Raw genomic sequence first — 20,779 nt, 5'->3', positions numbered from 1 at the left:
CATCTCGTCCGCTTCGGGTTAACCTCGCGGTATGACCACCGAAGTGAAGCTGAGCCCCAGGGAGCGGTTGCTGGGGGCGGCGGCCACGCTCACCTACCGGGACGGCGTCAGCATCGGCGTCGAGGCGTTGTGCAAGGCGGCGGGGGTGTCGAAGCGCTCCATGTACCAGCTGTTCGAGAGCAAGGACGAGCTGCTGGCGGCGAGCCTTGAGCAGCGTACTTCCGCCTACGTGGCGACGCTCCTGCCGACGGCGGACGATGGCCGTTCACCCCGCGAGCGGATCCTGCACGTCTTCGGGCGGGTGGAATCGCAGGCGAGCGCGCCCGAGTTCCACGGCTGCCCGTACCTGGCCGTGCAGATCGAACTCAAGGACCAGAGTCACCCCGCGAGCCGGGTCGCCCGTCAGGTCAAGGCGGACCTGACCGCCTTCTTCCGCGCCGAGGCAGAACTGGGCGGGGCGAGCGATCCCGATCTGCTGGCCCGGCAGCTCAGCCTGGTCTTCGACGGCGCCAACGCCCGCGCGGGAATCCAGGCCGACAGCCTGGCCGGGCTCGTCGCCCCCACGGTGACCACCCTGCTCGACGCGGCAGGCGTGCGCTGACGCGTCCCCGTTCGAAGCAATAAGTCTGCGGTCTCGTCAGCGTCGGCGCCCAGTGACGGGTGCACGGCTTCCCAGACCCTCATCCAGCCGGCCCGGACGGCCTTGCCGATCCGGTCGTCGCCCCGCGCCTCGGCGGCGTATCCCCGCATCCGCATCAGGAGCGTTTCGGGGCGCGTCGAGATCGGCTGCACATAGGCGTCCGCCTTCGCCTGCCGAGCCCGCTCGCCCCTCCTCACTCCGGCGGCCGCCCTCTCGAAGGGCCGGAAGAGGTGCGGGCTGCGTGACGCCCTGATCGAGCTTGCGCGCTGAAACCGATCGGTTTACCGTAATGGAAACCGATCGGTTTCAAGGGAGTGAGGGAGTCCATGACGACGACGGATCGGCCGGTGGCACTCGTGACGGGTGCGTCCTCCGGCATCGGGAAGGAAGCCGCGCTCGCCCTGGTCGCAGCCGGATTCGAGGTGGTCGGCACCAGCCGTGACACCTCGCGCGTCACCCCGCTCGACGGCGTGACGTTCGTCGGGCTCGACGTCGCCCACGACGCCTCGGTCGCCGCAGCGGTCCAGGAGGTGAGCGAGCGGTTCGGGCGGATCGACGTCCTGGTCAACAACGCCGGCGTCGGCTCGATGGGGGCGGCGGAGGAGACTTCCGTCGAGCAGGCCCAGTCCGTCTTCGACACCAACGTGTTCGGGGTCATGCGCATGGTGAACGAGGTCCTGCCGCACATGCGCGCTCAGCGACGCGGACGCATCGTCAACATCTCGTCCGTGCTCGGGTTCCTGCCCCAGCCCTACATGGCCGCCTACGCCGCCTCCAAGCACGCGATCGAGGGCTACACCGAGTCCCTGGACCACGAGATCCGCGACCATGGCGTCCGGGCGCTCATCGTCCAACCCGCCTACACCAGGACCGGGTTCGAGACCAACAGCGCGAAGCCCGACACCCCACTGGACGCGTACGCGCAGCAGCGGCAGACCGTCGACCGCGTCATGGCGCGGGCCGTCAGGAACGGCGACGCCCCCGCCGTCGTCGCCCAGGCGATCGTCACGGCAGCGACCGCCCAGAAGCCGAAGCCGCGCTACACCGCCGGCCCCCTGGCCGGACGCGCACGCATACTGCGCCGTCTCGCTCCCGCCGGGGTATTCGACAAGCAGATCCGCAAAATGAACGAACTGGCGCGCCCGTTGTAAGGGATCAGGGCACAGCCTTCACAGACGCCTCGGCCGGCGGCCTGCGCGATGACGATTCCCACCGCGCCCGCGAGCCCCTGCACGAGGCGGGCGGTGCGATGGCGGGGTGCAGCAGAGGCAGCCGCCGCAGCGTCGGACGTCGGTTGCAGCGACGGGGTACCCGGGCGGGCGGTCGTCCTGTCGCCGCGCTCGCAGAGCCGGCGAAGTCGCGGCTGCCGACGTAGGTGACCTTGCCCTCGCGGACGAGTTGCTCCATGGCCTGCCAGATCTCGTCCCACGGCGTCGAACGGTCGACGTGGTGCATCTGGTACAGGTCGAGGTGATCGGTCCGCAGCCGTCGGAGACTGTCCTCGGCAGCCCTGGCCGACAGGTACTTGTCGTTCGGGCCGGTTCCCATCGGCTGGTAGAGCTTGGTCGCCAGCACGATCCGGTCGCGTCGGCCACCGCCTGGGCCAGCCACCGGCCGATGATCTCTTCCGAGAGGCCGTACCCCCTCTCCATGTCGGGAGACTGCGGCCCGCCGTAGATTTCCGTTCCCGCGGCCGTGCCGCGAATGCGGTGCGGGTCAGGCCAGGGTCGCGACGTCGATCACGAAGCGGTAGCGCACGTCTGAGGCCAGGACGCGCTCGTACGCCTCGTTGATCTGCTCCACCCCGATGGTCTCGATCCCCGCGCCGATGCCGTGCTCACCGCAGAAGTCCAGCATCTCCTGCGTTTCCCGGATTCCGCCGATCGACGAGCCGGCGTACGACCGTCCGCGTGCGAGCAGCGAGAACACGTTCAGGGACAGGGGCTCCGGCGGGCCTACGTTGACCATGGTGCCGCCCACACCCAGCAGGGAAAGGTAGGCGTCGACGTCGAGTCGGGCGCTGACCGTGTTGACGATGAGGTCGAAGGCGCCCGCCAGTTCCTCGAAGGTGGCGGGGTCGCCGATGGCGTGGTAGTGGTCTGCGCCCAGGCGCAGACCGTCGTCGATCTTCTTCAACGACTGCGACAGGACGGTGACTTCCGCGCCCATCGCACGGGCGAACTTGACGCCCATGTGCCCGGGCCCGCCCAGACCGACGATGGCCACCTTCTTGCCGGGGCCGACGCCCCAGCGGTGCAGCGGCGAGTAGGTGTCGTGATGCCCGCGCACAGCAGCGGGGCGGCCTGGTCCAGGGCGACGCCTTCGGGTACGCGGACGACGAAGTGCTCGTCGACGACGATGTGGGTGGTGTATCCGCCCTGAGTCCAGGTCCCGTCCCGGTCCAGGGAACCGTAGGTGAGCGTGGTGCCGTTGAGGCAGTACTGCTCCTCACCGTTGCGGCACGGGTCACAGGTCCGGCACGAGCCGACCATGCAGCCGACGCCGACGCGGTCCCCCACGGCGTGCTTGCCGACCCCGGAGCCCACCTGGGTGACGACTCCGGTGATCTCGTGCCCGGGGGCTACCGGATAGTGCACCGGGCCCCAGTCCCCACGGACGTGGTGGATGTCGGAGTGACAGACGCCGGGGATCTCGCAGCGCTGTCCGTCCGTCTCTCGCCTTCATCTTTCCCGCAGATCACTGACATGGTCGCGGAGTTGGGAAGGGAGGTCGCTGAGGACGATCTCATGCAGAGGTGAAAGGTGGTCGAGGTCGACACAGCCGGTGGATGTGAGTTCTGTGATGGCGTGCAATTCCGCCTCCAAGGCGGCATTCTCCTTCTCGGCGGCGGCAGTTGCCGCCAGCAGTGTCGCCAGAGCCGAGGCCTGAGCGGACGTATATGCACCCACGTGATCGGACGCTTCGTCGGCCCCGCGTTCTCGTGCGTGCGCTTCGGTTTGCAGGATCATTCGCGCAATGGCGATGAAGTCGTGGGACCTCAAGTTGAAACACCCTTTCGTCACGTACCCCATGGCGCGGTCCGGGTGCGCCAGGCTATGTCACGCTTCTCGTCGGCCGTCCGTCTTGTGCTCACGTTTCAGCGTCGGTGCTGCGCCCGGCCGTTGATGCGTTCGTTCGACGAATTCGCTGTCCGGCGGCCGGGGGGCCGTGATACACAACCCGACGTGCCCAACATTTTGGAGTTTCCCGAGGTCCTGCGGCTGATCGAGGACCGCTCGGACGCGTTCCGGGCCGCGATCGCATCCGCCCCCGACCTCGACGTCCAGGTCCCGGCCTGCCCGGACTGGACGCTGCGCGAACTGGCGCAGCACCTCGGGGACGGCCGCCGCCGCCAGGCCGCCATCGTCGCGGCGGGCCCGGGCGCTGAGCCCCCGGCGAGGACGGACCCGAAGGGCGCCCCGACCGCGCCCCGTGACCGCGAAGCCCTGGACGCCTGGCTCGCCGAGTCGACCCGGCTCATGCTCGACGCGCTGCGCGAGGCCGGCCCGGACCGCGGCTGCTGGACCTGGTGGGGCCGCTCGCAGGCCCCGGAGACCAGCGGAGCCGTGGCCCGGCACCAGGTCCAGGAGATCGCGGTCCACACCCACGACGTCCAGCTCACCCAGGGCGCCGCACAGCCGCTGCCGACGGACGTCGCGGTCGAGGGCGTCGACGAGTTCCTGACGACCGTCTCGGCGACGACCGTCCCCTGGCCGTTCAAGCCGGCGACCATCGACCTGCACACGGCCGAGGGCCGCTCCTGGCGCCTGACCCTCGACGCCGACGGCGTCCGCTGCGACGACCTCGCCTCCGACGCGGAGCCGGGCGACATGGCGATGCGAGGCGCGGCGAGCGACATGGTCCTCTACTTCTACGCGCGCGTCCCGCTGGACCGCCTGGAGACCACCGGCGACACCGAGCCGATGGACCAGCTCGCGGACTGGGACCCGAACGCGTAAAGGGCGCGCTCGTGACGCGGCTGGCGGTGGTGCGCGTGCTCCTGCGTGCACCACCGCGCGAGCGTCAGCGCCGACGAGATTCGCCGGGAAGGGGCTGACACAGATGCCTGCCCCTGACCCGGTCGGCCCTCGTTCGTGTCACCGTGTGCGGCGGATGCGGAGAGGGCCGTGGGCCTCTGATTCCGTGACGGGGCGGCCGGACCGGGTGATCTCGGCCTTGCCGGCCGCCACCAGGCGCCAGGCCGCTCGGCGGGTCGGTTCCATCAGGGCTCGCCAGCCTTCGTCGTCGCCTTCGTAGGCCTCGCGTGCGGCGTCGGACGGACAGATCGAAGCAGTGGCCGCACGTCGCTCCAGCAGGTCCATGATGACCTGCTCCAGCCGCCTGGCGAGCTGCCGATCCGTTTCCACCACGCCATCCAGTGTGGCCCACGCTCCCGCCGGTCCGCCGGTTCCGACAGCCGCCGGGGCGTCAGTCCCAGCAGCCGGTCTTCGCCCCGTCCGTCTCGGAGCCGACCTCTATCTCGAACCCTGAGCCCGAGTCGAACTCCGGGCCGGCGTCGTAGTCGTACTCGATCTTCAGATGCTCGGCCGTGGTGAACCGCAGGGTCAGCATGAGGGCGTCGCCGTCGCCGCCCTTGGTGAAGCACAGTCCCGCCACCGTTTCCGGGGCGCCCAGGTCCGCAGGGGCGGACGGCAGGTGCCAGCCGTCCGCCTCGGCGGTGGTGCGGTAGAAGTCGACGACCTTCTGCCGGGGGCCGGGGAACGCGTAGACGCGCGCGGCGTACAGCCAGGCGTCGCCGGTGTCGTCGACGCAGCGCGCGTCGACCTGGTCGAGCCCCTTCGGGGCGGTCGCGCCGTCGGGGGTGAAGTCGAGGACGGGTTGGGAGCGCAGGTCCCGCAACCGTGACGCGGTGTCCTCGCAGGTGTTGAACGGGGAGAGGGCGGAGCAACCGGTCAGGCCCGCGGTGAGCAGGGCGGTGGCCAGGAGCAGGGTGAGCGTCCTGGGTGGCATGGGTCCGGTCTCCCTGGGGTGGTGGGCGGGCGGGCTGCACGGTCCCGGTGGGGGAGGACGACGAACGGGCGAGGACGCCGGCTCTACGTGAGCGCGGCCTCCCGCACCCCTGTCCCGGGGCGGACGAGCGAGCGTAGCTTCTCGCGTGTCTCCCGGTCCGTCGAGTGGATGATCGTGCCGACCATGCAGCCGACCTGGTCTGGACGCCGGCACACCTCAGCCGTGGGAGCCGGACGGCACGTCGGTACGCGTACGGTGGGGGGCACGCGTCCGGAGTCGGGGCGGCCGGTGGTGGGTGCGTGTGTGGCCGGAGGGCCGGCAGGTGTGCGGTCCGGGCCGCTGTTTCCGGCCATCACTTCACAGAACGCACACGCACCGACCCCCGAACTTTAAACTTCAAGCGCTATGCTCGTCGCGGTCGAGTGCCGGGGGAAACCCACGCCTCCCGGCACTCGCATCCCCCCACGAGGCACAGGAGAGTCATGTGCGCGACGGCGACGTAGTGGTGATCGGCGGCGGTTACGCGGGCGTTCGGTTGGCGAAGCGGCTGGACGCGACGGCGCGGGTCACCCTGGTGGACCGCAAGGAGATCTTCTTCCACCGCATCGCCTCCCTGCGTGCCGGCGTGCGCCCCGAGTGGACGGTGACGCCGTTCATCCCGTACGACCGGCTGCTGCGCAACGGCCGTGTGGTGCTCGGCAAGGCGGTCCGTGTCGACACCGTCGAACGGCAGGTGGTGCTGGCCACCGGCGAGCGGCTCCCTTACGACGTGGTGGTGATCGCCACCGGGGCCGACTACCCGGAGCCGGCCCGCTTCCTCGGCACCACAACGGAGGAGGCGGTCAAGGCGTTCGCCGCGCACCAGCAGAGCATCGCCGCCGCCGAGCACGTCCTCGTCGTCGGCGGTGGCCCCTCCGGCGTCGAGCTCAGCGCGGAGATCCGTCTCGCCCGGCCCGACGCGCGTGTCACGCTCGCCCACTCCGGGCCGGCGCTGCTCGGCAACGCCGGGTGCGAGAAGGCCTCGCGCAAGACGCAGGCCTGGTTGGAGGACCACGGTGTGGAGGTGCGGCTCGACTCCTTCATGTCCCCGGGCCACGAATTCGGCGCCTACCGGGACGCCCGCGGCGGTGTCATCGAGGCCGACCTGTCGTTCTGGGCCACCGGCACCACCCCCAACACCCTGTGGCTTCGGCTGGCCGGACACGGTGACTGGCTCAACCCCTCCGGGCACATCAAGGTCGACCGGTCGCTGCGGGTCGAGGGGCGGCTCGACGTGTTCGCCGTCGGCGACGTCAACGACGCGACCGAGCTCAAGATCACCCCGGCCGCGCTCGCCCAGGCCGACCTCGCCGCCTGGAACATCCGCACCTACCTGAACAGCGCCGGCCGCCATCGCAGGGAGCCCCGCCTCTACCGGCCCGTCCACCGCACCCCGGTGATCGTGCCGTTCGGGCCGGCCGACGGGCTGACGATGCTGCCGGTGCCGGGCGGCGAGACCGCTGTCCTCGGCGGCCGTACGTCCGTCCTGGCCAAGGCGAAGACCCTCATGACCCCGTACATGCGACGTCAGCTCGGCTACACCGCGTCCTGAAACCCCGCCGGCCGACGCCAGGAGCGCCCCGGCGTACGGGACTTACAACCCGCCTGAACAGGGCCGCGCGGTCGCGGTCCGTGTCGCTGTTGGGCCGGACGGGTGACTTGGCGTAAGAATTGGCTGGTGCAGGCAATGAGTGCGAGTCAGTTCTGGGGGTCCCGGTGAACCGGTACGACGTCACCGATGAACAGTGGGAGGGGCTCGCTCAGGTCGTTCCGTTGCGCGGCCGGGACGCCTGGCCGTCGGCGGTGAACCACCGCTCGCTGCCCGAGGCGGCGACGGAGACCCGGCGGCGGTTCGTCGTGCTGCGGGTCAACGTCTTCGCGGACGCCCGGGACGTCGCTGAGACGCTGATGGCGGGCATCCCGGTGCTGCTCGACCTCACCGGTGCCGAGACGGAGGTCGCCAAGCGCGTCCTGGACTTCTCCACCGGCGTCGTCTTCGGCCTGGCCAGCGGGATGCACCGGGTCGACCGGAACGTGTTCCTGCTGACCCCGCCGGGCACGGAGGTGAGCGGGCTCATGGGTGAGGCCGGGGTTCCGGGCGTGTGAGCGTGCCGCCCCGCGCCCCCCGGGGGGCGGCCGGGAGGGCGGGCAGGGGTCTGCCCGTCCCTCGTCGTCACGGTGGTAGACCTGGAGTCGTGACAGAACACCTCGACGTGGCGACGCTGCAGCGCAGGCTGGCCGAGTTCGCGGCCGCGCGGAACTGGCAGCCGTACCACACCCCCAAGAACCTCGTCTCCGCGCTGAGCGTCGAGGCGTCCGAACTGGTCGAGATCTTCCAGTGGTTGACCCCGGAGGAGTCGGCCCGCGTGATGGAGGAGCCGGACACCGCGCACCGGGTGACCGACGAGGTCGCCGATGTGCTCGCGTATCTGCTGCAACTGTGCGAGGTGCTCGGCATCGACCCGCTTGCGGCGCTCGACGCGAAGATCGACCGCAACGAGCGGCGGTTTCCTGCGCCGTGAGCCGGTGGCGGGTCAACGCGTTCTGATCGAGCGCCGGTTCACCGTGTCGCCGGGTGACGAGACACCCCGGTGTCACTCTCCGGAGTTGTTCGACGAGTCGAAACCGATTTGTTGTCCGCAGATTTCCGCCTTCCTCTGGCTTTTCGCCCCACACGCCTTCACTCTGGGTAGTGGACGACGGAGTTCGGGCGGACGTGCGAGAGGCGCGTCCGGACAGACGGGGGCGGCCCATGGACGCGGTGCGGCTCATCCTGATGAGCAGACGTGCTCTCTCAGGCGGCGACGACGGGTCTCGGACACTCGAGGAGGTATGGCAGGCGCAGGCGCTGGCCCAGGCGATCGGCAGTCGGCTCGCGGTCTCGGGACCGCCCGAACTGCGCGGAGAGGCACTGGGGTTGACCGAGCTGGCGGGCCGGGGCTGCGGAGTGCTGGACGCCCCGGACCTCGATCCCGGCGACCTGCGGGCCGCCCAGCTCACGGAACTGGACGACGCCCGCGAGGCGCTGCTCTGCCTGGGCGTGCTGCTGACCGACGTCGGCATCGCTCTCGTCGGTCTGGCCAGCGCGGCGGCCGACGAGGGCACGTACTGGCAGTGCATGGAGGCCATCGACGCGGCGGACGAGTCCCGGGACCGGGTCCGGGAGATGCTCCGCAAACTGGCGGCACGTGAAGGGGCGCTGCGGGAGCGGTGAGGGCGCGGGGCCGTGGCCCGGTGGAGCGGCAGTCACGGGGTTCGGAGGGGCGCGGGGTCGGGGCCCGGTGGAGCGGCGGGCGGGGAGAGGGGAACGGCGGCTGCGGCTCCGAGTGGCGGCGGGTGGGGGTTCGAAGGGGCGTGGCTGCGGGGCCAAGAGGGCGGCGGGGCTGTGGCCCGGTGGCTGTGGCCACGGGGTTCGGAGGGGCGGCGGGGCCGTGGCCCGGAGGGGCGGTGGGGTCGGGGCCCGGTGGAGCGGTGGCAGCGGGGCCAGCCGGCGGTGGAGCGGGGCCCGCAGGACGATGGGCGCGGGGCCCTCGGCCCGGCCCGCGCGCCTTGCCGCCCCGCACCTCCGCTGCCCGCGGGCCCGCCGGGGGCGCCGAGCGTGGTGGGGCCGACGGGTCGCCCCGTGGCTCCGGAGGCGTCGGGTGCAGGATGGAGACCATGGATCTGCGTATCTTCACCGAGCCCCAGCAGGGCGCTACCTACGACACCCTCCTCGCCGCGGCGAAGGCCACCGAGGATCTCGGCTTCGACGCTTTCTTCCGCAGCGACCACTATCTGAAAATGGGCGACGTGGACGGCCTCCCCGGCCCCACCGACGCCTGGATCACCCTCGCCGGCCTCGCCCGGGAGACCAGCCGCATCCGCCTCGGCACGCTGATGACCGCCGCCACCTTCCGTCTCCCCGGCGTCCTCGCCATCCAGGTCGCACAGGTGGACCAGATGTCCGGCGGCCGGGTCGAACTGGGCCTGGGCGCCGGCTGGTTCGAGGAGGAGCATGCGGCGTACGGCATCCCGTTCCCCAAGGAGAAGTTCGCCCGCCTGGAGGAGCAGCTGGCGATCGTCACCGGCCTGTGGGGCACGGAGGCCGGCCGGACCTTCGACTTCCAGGGCGAGTACTACCAGCTCAAGGACTCGCCCGCGTTGCCCAAGCCCGCCCAGTCGAAGATCCCCGTGCTGGTCGGCGGCCACGGCGCGAGCCGTACGCCGCGACTGGCCGCCGAGTACGCCGACGAGTTCAACATGCCGTTCGGCTCGGTCGAGGACACCGAGCGGCAGTTCGGCCGCGTCCGGGCCGCCGCCGAGGCCGCGGGCCGCCCGGCGGACGCGATCACCTACTCCAACGTCCTCGTGGCCTGCGTCGGCAAGGACGACGCGGAGGTCGCCCGCCGCGCTGCCGCGATCGGTCGCGAGGTGGACGAGCTGAAGGCCAACGGTCTGGCCGGCAGCCCGGCCGAGGTCGTCGACAAGATCGGCCGCTACATGGAAACCGGCTCGCGGCGGATGTACCTCCAGATCCTCGACGTGCACGATCTGGACCACCTGGAGCTGATCTCCGCCGAGGTGCAGGCGCAGCTGCCGTAACGCCTCCGGGCATCGCCCGCAGGCCCCGCGTTCGGGGTGTCGAAACGCCGTCCGGAACACGGGGAACCCCCTCCGTCCGGAACACGGGGAACCCCCTCCGTCCGGAACCCCTCCCTCCGGCACCCCGAACGCCGCGCACCCCCACCCCACCCCCCGCCTGTGACACTCCTGTGACCGGAACTATGGCTTCCACCACAGTCGCCGACGCGCCGCCCTGATGAGGTGGCCGGATGCGCAGACCCGCCCCCCTCCTCGTCCCGGCCCTCGCCGCCGTCCTGTTGCTCCCGGCGTGCGGATCGGAACGCGCCGGCGACCGGAACAGCGGCCCCCGCGCGGCCTCACAGCCGTCCCTGACCCAGGTCACCGAGCCCGCCGTCGACGGTGTGCGGATCGTCGCGCTGTCGCTCCCGTCGCACTCCTCTTCTCCCGCGGAACCCGCTCCGCCATCCCCTTCGCCCTCCGACCCGAGCGACTTCCGGGTCACGCCCGACCGGCTCGACCGCCCCACAGACTCCCGCGGCTACGCCGTCTACACGGTCACCAACGAGGGCCCCGAGGCGCTCACGTACACCATCGCCTTCGCCTTCACGACCAGCACGGGCGAGGTGGTGGAGACCAGGCGGGAGACCGTGAGCGCGGTCGCCCCCGGCAAGACCGTGCGCTCGCAGGTGGAGCTCGGCGACCTCGCGCCCGGGGCGTCCCTCGTGACCCGGGTGAAGGTCACCGGTGTCACCAAGGTCCCCGCGGCCGAGGCGCCCGGCGGGACCGGCGACTGTCCCGCCTCCGGGACCCGCCTGTGGGCCGACGAGGGCGACGCCGCCATGGGCCTGCGTGTCGTCGGACTGCATGTGGAGTACTGCGGGAAGGGCGAGTACACCGTCGAGGGCTACCCGCTGCTGGAGCTGCTGGACGACGACCGCGAACCGGTGGACGGCGTGAAGATCCTCAAGGGCAGCAAGGAGATCACCACGGGCCTCGGAGACGACGAGGCGCCCCGGCCGGTCACCCTGAAGTCCGGCGAGACAGCGTTCGCTCGCCTGGTGTGGCGCAACACCACCGGGCTCGGCACCCCCGTGAACGTCCCGTACGTCCGGGTCCGCGCCAAGGCCGGCGGCACACCCGTGACGGTGACGCCCCGCCTCGACCTCGGGACGACCGGCAAGCTCGGCGTCACGCCCTGGCAGCGGCCCGGCTAGCGGCCCCGGAAAATACGGGGTGCCGTCGTGCCCTTTCTCGATACGTTGGTGCCGCGCACAAGCGCACTACCAGCGCTTTCGCTCCTTTCCGAACCCTTTCGAGGCGACTCACGTGTTCCTGACGATCAGCACCACCGGCACCCCCGAACGCCCCGCCACCGATCTCGGCTTCCTGCTGCACAAGCATCCCGACAACTCGCAGGCGTTCTCCACCTCCTACGGCCGGGCGTCCGTCCTCTACCCCGAGGCGGACGACCGGCGCTGCACGGCGGCGCTGTTGCTGGAGGTGGACGCCGTGGCGCTGGTCAGGCGCGGCAAGGGCAAGGGACGCGGTGGCGCCCCCGACGCCGCGCTCGCGCAGTACGTCAACGACCGTCCGTACGCGGCCTCTTCACTGCTCGCGGTCGCGCTGAGCGCGGTGTTCTCCAGCGCCATGCGGGGCGTGTGCAACGCCAAGCCCGAACTGCCCTCGCAGCCGAGACCCTTGCGGATCGAGGTGCCGGTGCTGCCCGCGCGCGGCGGCCCCGTGCTCGTACGGCGCCTGTTCGAGCCGCTCGGCTGGGCGGTGGACGTCGAACCGGTCGCCCTGGACGTCGAGTTCCCCGAGTGGGGCGACTCGCGGTACGTCCGCCTCGTCCTGGAGTCGCAGACGCTGACCCTCGCCGAATCCCTGCGGCACCTGTACGTGCTGCTGCCGGTCCTCGACGACGCCAAGCACTACTGGGTCGCCTCCGACGAGGTCGACAAGCTGCTGCGGGCAGGTGAGGGCTGGCTTCCCGAGCACCCCGAGCAGAAGCTGATCACCAGCCGCTACCTCTCGCGCCGTTGGTCGCTGACCCGCCAGGCGATGGAGCGGCTTGAGCTGGTGCGGCTCGCCGAGGCCGACGACAGCGAGGTCGAGGACATCGACAACGCGGTCGCGGCGGAGACCGAGGCGGAGGAGAAGCCGACGCCGCTCGCCGTGCAGCGCCGGGAGGCGATCCTCGCCGCGCTCGGCGCGTCCGGCGCCGCCCGGGTGCTCGACCTCGGCTGCGGGCAGGGGCAGTTGGTGCAGGCACTGCTCAAGGACCCGAAGTTCACCGAGATCGTCGGCGTCGACGTGTCGATGCGCGCGCTGACCATCGCCTCGCGCCGGCTGAAGCTGGACCGCATGGGCGAGCGGCAGGCATCCCGCGTCAAGCTGATGCAGGGCTCCCTGGCCTACACCGACAACCGGCTCAAGGGCTACGACGCGGCCGTGCTCAGCGAGGTGATCGAGCACCTCGACCTGCCCAGGCTGCCCGCCCTGGAGTACGCGGTGTTCGGCGCGGCCCGCCCGCGCACGGTCCTGGTGACCACCCCGAACGTCGAGTACAACGTCCGCTGGGAGTCCCTCCCGGCAGGGCACGTCCGGCACGGCGACCACCGTTTCGAGTGGACCCGCGAGGAGTTCCGCGCCTGGGCGCGCTCCGTGGCCGAACGGCACGGCTACGAGACCGAGTTCGTGCCGGTCGGACCCGACGACCCCGAGGTCGGACCCCCAACCCAGATGGCCGTGTTCACCCTGAGCGCCGGCAGCGAGAAGGAGGCGAAGGCGGCATGACCGACACCGACGTCGCGGTTCCCGTGAAGCAGGGCCGTGTCCTGCCCGTCACCGACCTCTCCCTCGTCGTGCTGGTCGGCGCGTCCGGCTCGGGAAAGTCCACCTTCGCGCGGCGGCACTTCAAGCCGACCGAGGTCATCTCGTCCGACTTCTGCCGCGGGCTGGTCTCCGACGACGAGAACGACCAGAGCGCCACGCGGGACGCCTTCGACGTCCTGCACTACATCGCCGGCAAGCGGCTCGCGGCGGGCCGGCGCACGGTCGTCGACGCGACCAGCGTGCAGCAGGAGTCCCGACGGCAGCTGATCGAGCTGGCCAAGCAGTACGACGTCCTGCCCATCGCGATCGTCCTGGACGTGCCGGAGTCGGTGTGCGCGGAGCGCAACGCGGGCCGTGCCGACCGCGCCGACCTGCCCCGGCGGGTCGTCCAGCGGCACACCCGTGAACTGCGGCGCTCTCTTAGGCACTTGGAGCGCGAGGGCTTCCGCAAGGTGCACGTGCTGCGCGGCGTCGAGGAGGTCGAGCACGCCACCGTCGTCACCGAGAAGCGCTTCAACGACCTGACGCACCTCACCGGTCCCTTCGACATCGTCGGCGACATCCACGGCTGCGCAGCCGAACTGGATTCGCTGCTGGGCAAGTTGGGCTACGTCGACGGCGTCCATCCCGAGGGGCGCACCGCCGTCTTCGTCGGTGACCTCGTCGACCGCGGCCCGGACAGCCCGGGGGTGCTGCGCCGCGTGATGTCGATGGTGAAGTCGGGCAACGCGCTGTGCGTGCCCGGCAACCACGAGAACAAGTACGGCCGTCACCTGCGCGGGCGCAAGGTGCAGCACACACACGGGCTCGCCGAGACGATCGCGCAGATGGAGGGCGAGAGCGAGGAGTTCATCGCCGAGGTGCGGGAGTTCCTCGACGGACTGGTCAGCCACTACGTGCTGGACGGCGGCAGGCTGGTCGTCTGCCACGCCGGTCTGCCGGAGAAGTACCACGGCCGCACCTCCGGCCGGGTCCGCTCGCACGCGCTGTACGGCGAAACCACCGGTGAGACCGACGAGTTCGGGCTGCCGGTGCGCTACCCGTGGGCGGAGGACTACCGGGGCCGGGCGGCCGTCGTCTACGGTCACACGCCCGTCCCGGAGGCGACCTGGCTCAACAACACCATCTGCCTGGACACGGGCGCCGTGTTCGGCGGCAAGCTGACGGCGCTGCGCTGGCCCGAGCGGGAGCTGGTCGACGTACCGGCGGAGCGGGTCTGGTACGAGCCGGTGAAGCCGCTGCGGGCAGAGGCGCCCGGCGGACGGGACGGGCGGCCGCTGGACCTCGCGGACGTGCACGGCCGGCGGGTCGTCGAGACCCGCCACCAGGGCCGGATCTCGATCCGGGAGGAGAACGCGGCCGCCGCGCTCGAGGTCATGAGCCGGTTCGCCGTCGACCCCCGGCTGCTGCCGTACCTCCCGCCGACCATGGCGCCCACGCCGACCAGCGACGTGGACGGCTACCTCGAGCACCCGGCGGAGGCCTTCGCGCAGTACGCGCGGGACGGCGTCGCGCGGGTCGTGTGCGAGGAGAAGCACATGGGCTCGCGAGCCGTCGCCCTGGTGTGCAGGGACGCGGAGGCGGCGCGCCGGCGGTTCGGTGTGGACGGCGTGACGGGCTCCCTCTACACGCGCACCGGCCGTCCGTTCTTCGACGACGCGTCGATGACCGAGGAGATCCTCGGTCGGCTGCGCGCGGCCGTCGGGGAGGCGGGCCTGTGGACCGAGCTGGACACGGACTGGCTGCTGCTGGACGCCGAGTTGATGCCGTGGTCGCTGAAGGCGTCCGGTCTGCTGCGCTCGCAGTACGCGGCGGTCGGCGCCGCGTCCGGAGCGGTCCTCCCGGCCGCACTGAACGCCCTGGAGGGCGCCGCAGCGCGCGGCGTCGACGTGTCGGACCTGCTGGCCCGGCAGCGTGAACGCGCCGCTGACGCCGCCGCGTTCACCCAGGCCTACCGGCGTTACTGCTGGACCACGGACGGCCTGGACGGCGTCCGTCTGGCGCCGTTCCAGATCCTCGCGGTCCAGGGACGCAGCCTCGCCGGCATACCCCACGACCAGCAACTGGCCCTGCTGGACCGGCTGGTGGAGCACGACGCGACGGGACTGCTCCAGACCACCCGACGTCTGTACGTCGACACGGCCGACCCCGAGTCGGTGCGGGCCGGCGTCGACTGGTGGCTGGAGATGACCGGCCGGGGCGGCGAGGGCATGGTCGTCAAGCCGGTCGGCGCGGTGGTCCGCGACGGAGAGGGGCGTCTCGTCCAGCCGGGCGTCAAGTGCCGGGGCCGGGAGTACCTGCGGATCATCTACGGCCCGGAGTACACCCGGCCCGACAACCTCGACCGGCTGCGCCGGCGCTTCCTCAACCACAAGCGCTCCCTCGCGATCCGGGAGTACGCCCTCGGCCTGGAGGCGCTGGACCGACTGGGGGAGGGCGAACCCCTGTGGCGCGTCCACGAGGCGGTCTTCGGAGTCCTGGCCCTGGAGTCGGAACCGGTCGACCCCCGACTCTGACACGAGGCGGAGGCGTCACCCTGGGACCCCCTTCGGGGGTTCACGGTTTCGGCCCCTGGGCGGGGGTGCCGCCGGGGGCACCTCCCGGGGGTTCACGGCTTCGACCCGAGGGCGGCGGTGCCCCCCATCGGCACCGCACCCGCCAAGGCGTCCCCGGCTCCGAGCCGAGCCGGGGGCACCTCCCGGGAGCTACTGGCCTCCGTCCCGACGCGGGGACGGTGCCCGGAGGCGCTTCTCCGGGGCGTTCCCGACTTCGAGCCGAGGCGGGATTGCCGCCCGGGGACACCCTCCGGGGGAGACGCCGCCCGGAGGTGCGTCTCCCGGGCGTTCCGGGATCTGATCCGAAGCAGAGACGCCACCCGGAGGCACCTCTCCCGGGCGTTCCCGGCTCCGCCACCGATGCGGAATCGCCGTCCCGAGGCACCTCCGGGGCGTCCCACGCTCCGCCCCGCGGCGGAGACGCCCCCACAGGGCACCCCCGGGCGGCGTCACCCCACCAGGCGCAGCCTCTCCTCGCACACCCCCACCCGTACGCGCTGTCCCCAGGTCAGTTCCAGCGCGTCGGTCTCCATGCCGTCGCCGAAGGCGATCAGCCGTTCCGACTCGACGGTGAGGGTCAGTCGCCGCTCGGCCGACAACTCGCCCGCGACCAGGGACGTTCCCGTCGCCGGGGAGGGCCAGGCCTCGCGGACGAACCACAGCAGGCGCTGCTCCGAGGGCTGCGGCAGGGCCGGGCCGTCGCCGCCCCGTTCCTGCCAGACCGAGCGGATCCAGCCGGTCGCCCCGGTGCCGGTGCCGACCAGCACCCCGGAGGAGGCCTGGGCCTCGACGACACCCCCGTCGTCGTCGAGGCCCAGGCGGTAGCGGGCGGTCTGGTGACCGGCCGCGCCGAGATAGATCTCGTTGAGGGCCACCAGCCGCTGGGTGTCGTCGGCGACCGCCTCGACCATGGTCAGCTCCGACACCCCCGTGCCGGCCGCGTGAACCGACGCCAGTAGGGTGCCGGCGTCCTGCGGGCGGTGCCGGACCAGGACGCCCGGGTTGCGTCCGGGGTCGGTGTCGATGCCCAACACCGGCTGCCCAGCGAGGTACTTGGCGACGTTCGCCACCAGACCGTCCTGGCCGACGACCACGACCACGTCCTCGGGCGCGAAGAGGAAACGGTCCAGATCGGCCCGCTCCAGCAGCATCTGACGCCAGGTCAGGGGAACCGCCGCCGTCACCTCGGCCAGCGCCCGGCGGGTGCGCCGGTGGCGTTCGGCGACCTCCTCGATGTCCCGGCCCCGCGAGGCGAGGAAGAAGGCGGCCTGGCCGTGGGTGCCGTGCCGGGCCACCAGCTCCTCGTACTCCGTTCTCCGGTGGACCAGGACGGCACGCGGGGCGAGGCTCACGCCCGGTCCCCGCCGCCGAGCCTGGCCAGCAGGCCGGTCAGCACGTCCGGCGAGATGGTCACGCTGTCGATCTGCGGCAGGTTCTCCGCGAGACGTGTGGCCGCGTGGGCGTGCAGGGTGTCCACGCCGTCGATCCCGGCGTCCGCGTGCACCCGCAGCCAGGCCGCCTGGGCCTGCGCCCGCGCCTCGCCCACCTCGCGCGCCGCCTCCGCCTCCGCGCGGGCGAGCCGTACGGAACGGGCCGCCTCCGCGTCGGCGAGGGCAACCGTGCGGGCCGCTTCCGCCTGGGACAGGCGCTGCGTGCTCTGCGCCTCGGCGTCGGCGAGCCGGAGCTGCTTGGCCGCCTCCGCCTCCGACAGCTTCACCGCCCGCTCGGCCTCCGCCTCGGCGAGCTTGACCGACCGCGTCGCCTCCGCCTCGGACAGTTTCACCGCCCGCGCCGCCTCCGCCTCCGCGAGCCGCACCGTGCGCGTCGCCTCCGCCTCGGCCCGCACCTTGTCCGCTGCCGCGCTCTCCTCCGCCTCCCGTCGGGCGTTGGTGCCGCGCTGCTCCACCAACTGCTCCTCGCGACGCGCCAGTTCGATTTTGCTGGCGAGTTCGTTCTCGGCGATCGTGCGCTCCCGCTCGACCGCGACCGCCCGCCGCTCGTACGTCGCCCGGTCGGCCTCCTGCTGGATCTGTTCCCGGGCCGGCGTGCGCAGCGCCCGCTCCACCTCCGGCTCCGGGCGCAGCGCGACGACACGCACGGCCACGATCTCGATGCCGGTGGCGGGCAGCCGCGGCTCCGCCGCCAGCCCGGCCGCGACCCGCTCGCGCACCGAGCTCACCCCGTCCACCAGCGCCGCCGACAGCGGCGTACGCGCCAGGACGTCCAGCGCGTGCTGCTGCGCCGTCTCGGTGAGCAGTGTGCCGAGCTGCTCCAGGGGCGCGCCCCGCCAGACGCCCGTGTCCGGGTCGATGGAGAAGTCGAGACGGGCGGCCGCCACGGCCGGGTCGCTGACGCGGTAGGTGACCGTCGCCTGCACCGCCACGTCCTGGAAGTCGGCCGTACGGGCCCGGAAGGTCATGGCCAACTCGCGGTCGTCGACCGGCACTTCGGAGAGCGCGGCGCTCAGCGGGCGGAACCAGAAGCTGAGTCCGGGCCCGTCGTGCGCCAGCTTGCCGGAGCGGTGGTGACGGATGTGCGCCGTGGGCGCGCCCCGCAGATGGCGCCAGCCCAGGCGCCGGGTGATGTCGGCCATGGAAGTCCCCCTCGTTCGAACTCACGCGACCCGATTTTTCGTCAGTGCGACGATAACCGGTCGGTCCGCTTGTCGTCAAGCAGACGAGAACAAGCTCGGCCGGAATCGGTCCACAAGCGGGTGAAGGCGGTCCCCGGCGGCCAGGATGGAGGCATGGGATTCCATGTCGACTCCGAAGCCGGGCCACTGCGCCGCGTCATCCTGCACCGGCCGGATCTCGAGCTCAAAAGGCTCACCCCCAGCAACAAGGACGCCCTCCTCTTCGACGACGTGCTGTGGGTGCGCCGGGCGCGCGCCGAGCACGACGGCTTCGCGGACGTCCTGCGGGACAGAGGCGTCGCCGTCCACCTCTTCGGCGACCTGCTCACCGAGGCCCTGGACATCCCGGCGGCCAGAAGGCTCGTCCTGGACCGGGTCTTCGACGAGAAGGAGTACGGAGTGCTCGCCACCGACCACCTCCGCGCCGCCTTCGAGACCCTGCCCGCCCCCGAACTCGCCGAGGCCCTCGTCGGCGGCATGACCAAACGGGAGTTCCTGGAGGAGCACGCGGAGCCGACGTCCGTGCGCTTCCACGTCATGGAACTCGACGACTTCCTCCTGCGCCCCCTGCCCAACCACCTCTTCACCCGCGACACCTCCGCCTGGATCTACGACGGCGTCTCCATCAACGCGATGCGCTGGCCGGCCCGGCAGCGAGAGACCGTGCACTTCGAGGCGATCTACCGGCACCACCCGCTCTTCCGCGCCGAGACCTTCCACCTCTGGTCGGAGGGGCAGGCCGACTATCCCTCCACCATCGAGGGCGGGGACGTCCTCGTCATCGGCAACGGCGCGGTCCTGATCGGCATGAGCGAACGCACCACACCCCAGGCCGTCGAGATGCTCGCCCACAAACTCTTCGACGCCGGCTCGGCGCAGACCATCGTGGCCCTCGACCTGCCCAAGCGCCGCGCCCTCATGCACCTCGACACCGTGATGACCATGGTCGACGGCGACACCTTCACCCAGTACGCGGGCCTCGGCATGCTCCGCTCGTACACCATCGAGCCGGGCGTCGGCGAGAAGGAGCTCAAGGTCACCGACCATCCGCCGGAGCACATGCACCGTGCGATCGCCGCCGCCCTCGGGCTGAGCGAGATCCGGGTGCTCACCGCGACCCAGGACGTGCACGCCGCCGAGCGGGAGCAGTGGGACGACGGCTGCAACGTCCTCGCCGTCGAGCCCGGTGTCGTCATCGCCTACGAGCGCAACGCCACCACCAACACGCACCTGCGCAAGCAGGGCATCGAGGTGATAGAGATCCCGGGCAGCGAGCTGGGCCGGGGGAGGGGCGGGCCGCGCTGCATGAGCTGCCCGGTCGAACGCGGGGCTGTGTAGAAGAGGGTGCGGGGTCGAACGGAACGGGACCCGGGGGCTGTATAGAAATTCCATTCATCGTATAGAGTTCCAGAGTCCTGTTCTCGTACCTATGGAGCGCCCCCATGGCGACGTCCCTGAGCGCCCTCGCCGGCCGCCACTTCCTCAAGGAGCTCGACTTCACGGCCGAGGAGTTCCGCGGCCTGATCGAGCTGGCCGCCGAGCTGAAGGCGGCGAAGAAGGCCGGGACCGAGGACAGGCGGCTCCAGGGCAGGAACATCGCGCTGATCTTCGAGAAGACCTCCACCCGCACCCGCTGCGCGTTCGAGGTCGCCGCCGCCGACCAGGGCGCCTCCACCACGTACCTCGACCCCTCCGGCTCCCAGATCGGGCACAAGGAGTCCGTCAAGGACACCGCGCGCGTGCTGGGCCGGATGTACGACGCGATCGAGTACCGCGGCGACAGCCAGCAGAAGGTGGAGGAGCTCGCCGCGTACGCCGGCGTGCCCGTCTACAACGGACTCACCGACGACTGGCACCCCACCCAGATGCTCGCCGACGTGCTCACCATGACGGAGCACTCCGACCGGCCGCTGCACGAGATCGCCTTCGCCTACCTCGGCGACGCCCGCTTCAACATGGGCAACTCCTACCTGGTCACCGGCGCCCTGCTCGGCATGGACGTGCGCATCGTCGCCCCCAAGAGCTACTGGCCCGCCCAGGAGGTCGTCGACCGGGCCCGCGAGCTCGCCGAGACCAGCGGGGCGCGTATCACCCTCACCGAGTCCGTGGCCGACGGCGTGCGCGGCGCCGGCTTCGTCGCCACCGACGTGTGGGTCTCCATGGGCGAGCCCAAGGAGGTCTGGGAGGAGCGCATCGCCGCCCTCGCCCCGTACGCCGTGACCATGGACGTCCTGCGCGCCACCGGCGACCCGGACGTGAAGTTCCTGCACTGCCTGCCGGCCTTCCACGACCTCGGGACCAAGGTGGGCCGCGAGATCCACGAGACGTACGGCCTGGACTCCCTCGAAGTGACCGACGAGGTGTTCGAGTCGGCCCACTCCGTCGTCTTCGACGAGGCGGAGAACCGGCTGCACACCATCAAGGCTGTGCTCGTCGCCACACTCGCCTGACCGACCTGCGCTTATGCTGTCGGGCGGTCCGGAACCACCCCTTCCGTGACCGTCCCGCGACGACACCCCGTCGCCCCGCACCACCAGAAACGAG

19 protein-coding genes and 1 pseudogene are annotated in these 20,779 nt (G+C 71.6%); 13 read left to right on the top strand and 7 right to left on the bottom strand.

What is annotated here, in order from left to right; genetic code table 11:
- Nucleotides 1–31: 31 nt before the first annotated feature.
- Together EV567_RS09075 and EV567_RS09065 are read left to right on the top strand one after the other, a co-directional pair.
- Nucleotides 32–601 (top strand): TetR/AcrR family transcriptional regulator, encoded by a 570-nt coding sequence (locus EV567_RS09075; protein ID WP_130438135.1) that lies wholly within the window; start codon nt 32–34, stop codon nt 599–601.
- A gap of 365 nt (nt 602–966) precedes the next feature.
- Nucleotides 967–1,791 (top strand): oxidoreductase, encoded by an 825-nt coding sequence (locus EV567_RS09065; RefSeq protein WP_130438134.1) that lies wholly within the window; start codon nt 967–969, stop codon nt 1,789–1,791.
- 4 nt (nt 1,792–1,795) lie between these two features.
- Here EV567_RS09065 and EV567_RS28585 read toward each other — a convergent pair whose 3' ends face one another.
- The 3 genes and pseudogenes from EV567_RS28585 to EV567_RS09050 form a co-directional block, all read right to left on the bottom strand.
- Nucleotides 1,796–2,251 (bottom strand): aldo/keto reductase, encoded by a 456-nt coding sequence (locus EV567_RS28585; protein WP_407071571.1) that lies wholly within the window; start codon nt 2,249–2,251, stop codon nt 1,796–1,798.
- A 105-nt stretch (nt 2,252–2,356) separates the two neighbouring features.
- A pseudogene (locus EV567_RS09055) lies at nt 2,357–3,285 on the bottom strand (NAD(P)-dependent alcohol dehydrogenase); the annotation flags it as partial.
- Nucleotides 3,286–3,321: 36 nt separating this feature from the next.
- A complete protein-coding gene (locus tag EV567_RS09050) occupies nt 3,322–3,609 on the bottom strand; it encodes a hypothetical protein (RefSeq protein WP_207228714.1) in 288 nt (95 codons plus the stop codon).
- A 216-nt stretch (nt 3,610–3,825) separates the two neighbouring features.
- Between EV567_RS09050 and EV567_RS09045 the strand changes: the two genes are divergently transcribed.
- Nucleotides 3,826–4,599 carry a maleylpyruvate isomerase N-terminal domain-containing protein gene (locus tag EV567_RS09045; protein WP_130438132.1) on the top strand — a complete coding sequence of 258 codons (774 nt, stop codon included), beginning with the start codon at nt 3,826–3,828 and terminating at the stop codon, nt 4,597–4,599.
- 138 nt (nt 4,600–4,737) lie between these two features.
- Here EV567_RS09045 and EV567_RS09040 read toward each other — a convergent pair whose 3' ends face one another.
- Both EV567_RS09040 and EV567_RS09035 read right to left on the bottom strand, forming a co-directional pair.
- Nucleotides 4,738–4,962: a DUF3253 domain-containing protein gene (locus EV567_RS09040; protein ID WP_407071578.1), complete on the bottom strand. Its 225-nt coding sequence runs from the start codon at nt 4,960–4,962 to the stop codon at nt 4,738–4,740.
- A 106-nt stretch (nt 4,963–5,068) separates the two neighbouring features.
- A complete protein-coding gene (locus EV567_RS09035) occupies nt 5,069–5,611 on the bottom strand; it encodes a hypothetical protein (RefSeq protein ID WP_130438130.1) in 543 nt (180 codons plus the stop codon).
- Between the two features lie 484 nt (nt 5,612–6,095).
- Between EV567_RS09035 and EV567_RS09030 the strand changes: the two genes are divergently transcribed.
- From EV567_RS09030 to EV567_RS08995, 8 genes are all read left to right on the top strand, one after another.
- On the top strand, nt 6,096–7,202 hold the full coding sequence (locus EV567_RS09030; protein ID WP_130438129.1) for an NAD(P)/FAD-dependent oxidoreductase: 1,107 nt from the start codon (nt 6,096–6,098) through the stop codon (nt 7,200–7,202).
- Nucleotides 7,203–7,366: 164 nt separating this feature from the next.
- Entirely contained in the window at nt 7,367–7,756 is a 390-nt protein-coding gene (locus tag EV567_RS09025) for a cell division protein SepF (protein WP_207228713.1), read from the top strand.
- Between the two features lie 89 nt (nt 7,757–7,845).
- Nucleotides 7,846–8,172, top strand: coding sequence for a nucleotide pyrophosphohydrolase (locus EV567_RS09020; protein WP_130438128.1), 327 nt, complete (start codon nt 7,846–7,848; stop codon nt 8,170–8,172).
- A 230-nt stretch (nt 8,173–8,402) separates the two neighbouring features.
- Nucleotides 8,403–8,864 (top strand): DUF6099 family protein, encoded by a 462-nt coding sequence (locus EV567_RS09015; protein ID WP_130438127.1) that lies wholly within the window; start codon nt 8,403–8,405, stop codon nt 8,862–8,864.
- 443 nt (nt 8,865–9,307) lie between these two features.
- The gene (locus EV567_RS09010; RefSeq protein ID WP_130438126.1) at nt 9,308–10,231 is read left to right on the top strand and encodes an LLM class F420-dependent oxidoreductase; all 924 of its coding nucleotides are present in this window, start codon (nt 9,308–9,310) and stop codon (nt 10,229–10,231) included.
- 230 nt (nt 10,232–10,461) lie between these two features.
- A complete protein-coding gene (locus tag EV567_RS09005; protein WP_130438125.1) occupies nt 10,462–11,427 on the top strand; it encodes a DUF4232 domain-containing protein in 966 nt (321 codons plus the stop codon).
- A 112-nt stretch (nt 11,428–11,539) separates the two neighbouring features.
- On the top strand, nt 11,540–13,009 hold the full coding sequence (locus EV567_RS09000) for a 3' terminal RNA ribose 2'-O-methyltransferase Hen1 (RefSeq protein ID WP_130438124.1): 1,470 nt from the start codon (nt 11,540–11,542) through the stop codon (nt 13,007–13,009).
- Entirely contained in the window at nt 13,006–15,564 is a 2,559-nt protein-coding gene (locus tag EV567_RS08995; RefSeq protein ID WP_130438123.1) for a polynucleotide kinase-phosphatase, read from the top strand. Before EV567_RS09000 ends, EV567_RS08995 begins: the two co-directional genes overlap by 4 nt.
- Before the next feature lie 488 nt (nt 15,565–16,052).
- On the opposite strand, the gene EV567_RS08990 is transcribed toward EV567_RS08995, so the two are convergent.
- Nucleotides 16,053–16,955, bottom strand: coding sequence for an NAD(+)/NADH kinase (locus EV567_RS08990; protein WP_130438122.1), 903 nt, complete (start codon nt 16,953–16,955; stop codon nt 16,053–16,055).
- Nucleotides 16,952–18,196 carry an SPFH domain-containing protein gene (locus EV567_RS08985; protein WP_130438121.1) on the bottom strand — a complete coding sequence of 415 codons (1,245 nt, stop codon included), beginning with the start codon at nt 18,194–18,196 and terminating at the stop codon, nt 16,952–16,954. Before EV567_RS08985 ends, EV567_RS08990 begins: the two co-directional genes overlap by 4 nt.
- A gap of 153 nt (nt 18,197–18,349) precedes the next feature.
- On the opposite strand from EV567_RS08985, the gene EV567_RS08980 reads away from it, so the two are divergent.
- Both EV567_RS08980 and argF read left to right on the top strand, forming a co-directional pair.
- The gene (locus EV567_RS08980) at nt 18,350–19,573 is read left to right on the top strand and encodes an arginine deiminase (protein WP_130438120.1); all 1,224 of its coding nucleotides are present in this window, start codon (nt 18,350–18,352) and stop codon (nt 19,571–19,573) included.
- A 104-nt stretch (nt 19,574–19,677) separates the two neighbouring features.
- Nucleotides 19,678–20,685, top strand: a complete 1,008-nt coding sequence (argF, locus tag EV567_RS08975) for an ornithine carbamoyltransferase (protein WP_130438119.1) — start codon at nt 19,678–19,680, stop codon at nt 20,683–20,685.
- Nucleotides 20,686–20,779 lie beyond the last annotated feature (94 nt).

This window comes from Streptomyces sp. BK239, assembly GCF_004217285.1.
GTDB lineage: Bacteria > Actinomycetota > Actinomycetes > Streptomycetales > Streptomycetaceae > Streptomyces.
This window is presented reverse-complemented; position numbering and strand designations above follow the sequence as displayed.

Excerpts from the sequence above, each read along its gene's own strand:
- EV567_RS09075 (WP_130438135.1), top strand. The coding sequence starts at position 32 with ATGACCACCGAAGTGAAGCTGAGCCCCAGGGAGCGGTTGCTGGGGGCG.
- EV567_RS09065 (WP_130438134.1), top strand. The coding sequence starts at position 967 with ATGACGACGACGGATCGGCCGGTGGCACTCGTGACGGGTGCGTCCTCC.
- EV567_RS09050 (WP_207228714.1), bottom strand. The coding sequence starts at position 3,609 with ATGATCCTGCAAACCGAAGCGCACGCACGAGAACGCGGGGCCGACGAA.
- EV567_RS09040 (WP_407071578.1), bottom strand. The coding sequence starts at position 4,962 with ATGGACCTGCTGGAGCGACGTGCGGCCACTGCTTCGATCTGTCCGTCC.
- EV567_RS09035 (WP_130438130.1), bottom strand. The coding sequence starts at position 5,611 with ATGCCACCCAGGACGCTCACCCTGCTCCTGGCCACCGCCCTGCTCACC.
- EV567_RS09015 (WP_130438127.1), top strand. The coding sequence starts at position 8,403 with ATGGACGCGGTGCGGCTCATCCTGATGAGCAGACGTGCTCTCTCAGGC.
- EV567_RS09010 (WP_130438126.1), top strand. The coding sequence starts at position 9,308 with ATGGATCTGCGTATCTTCACCGAGCCCCAGCAGGGCGCTACCTACGAC.
- EV567_RS09005 (WP_130438125.1), top strand. The coding sequence starts at position 10,462 with ATGCGCAGACCCGCCCCCCTCCTCGTCCCGGCCCTCGCCGCCGTCCTG.
- EV567_RS08995 (WP_130438123.1), top strand. The coding sequence starts at position 13,006 with ATGACCGACACCGACGTCGCGGTTCCCGTGAAGCAGGGCCGTGTCCTG.
- EV567_RS08985 (WP_130438121.1), bottom strand. The coding sequence starts at position 18,196 with ATGGCCGACATCACCCGGCGCCTGGGCTGGCGCCATCTGCGGGGCGCG.
- EV567_RS08980 (WP_130438120.1), top strand. The coding sequence starts at position 18,350 with ATGGGATTCCATGTCGACTCCGAAGCCGGGCCACTGCGCCGCGTCATC.
- argF (WP_130438119.1), top strand. The coding sequence starts at position 19,678 with ATGGCGACGTCCCTGAGCGCCCTCGCCGGCCGCCACTTCCTCAAGGAG.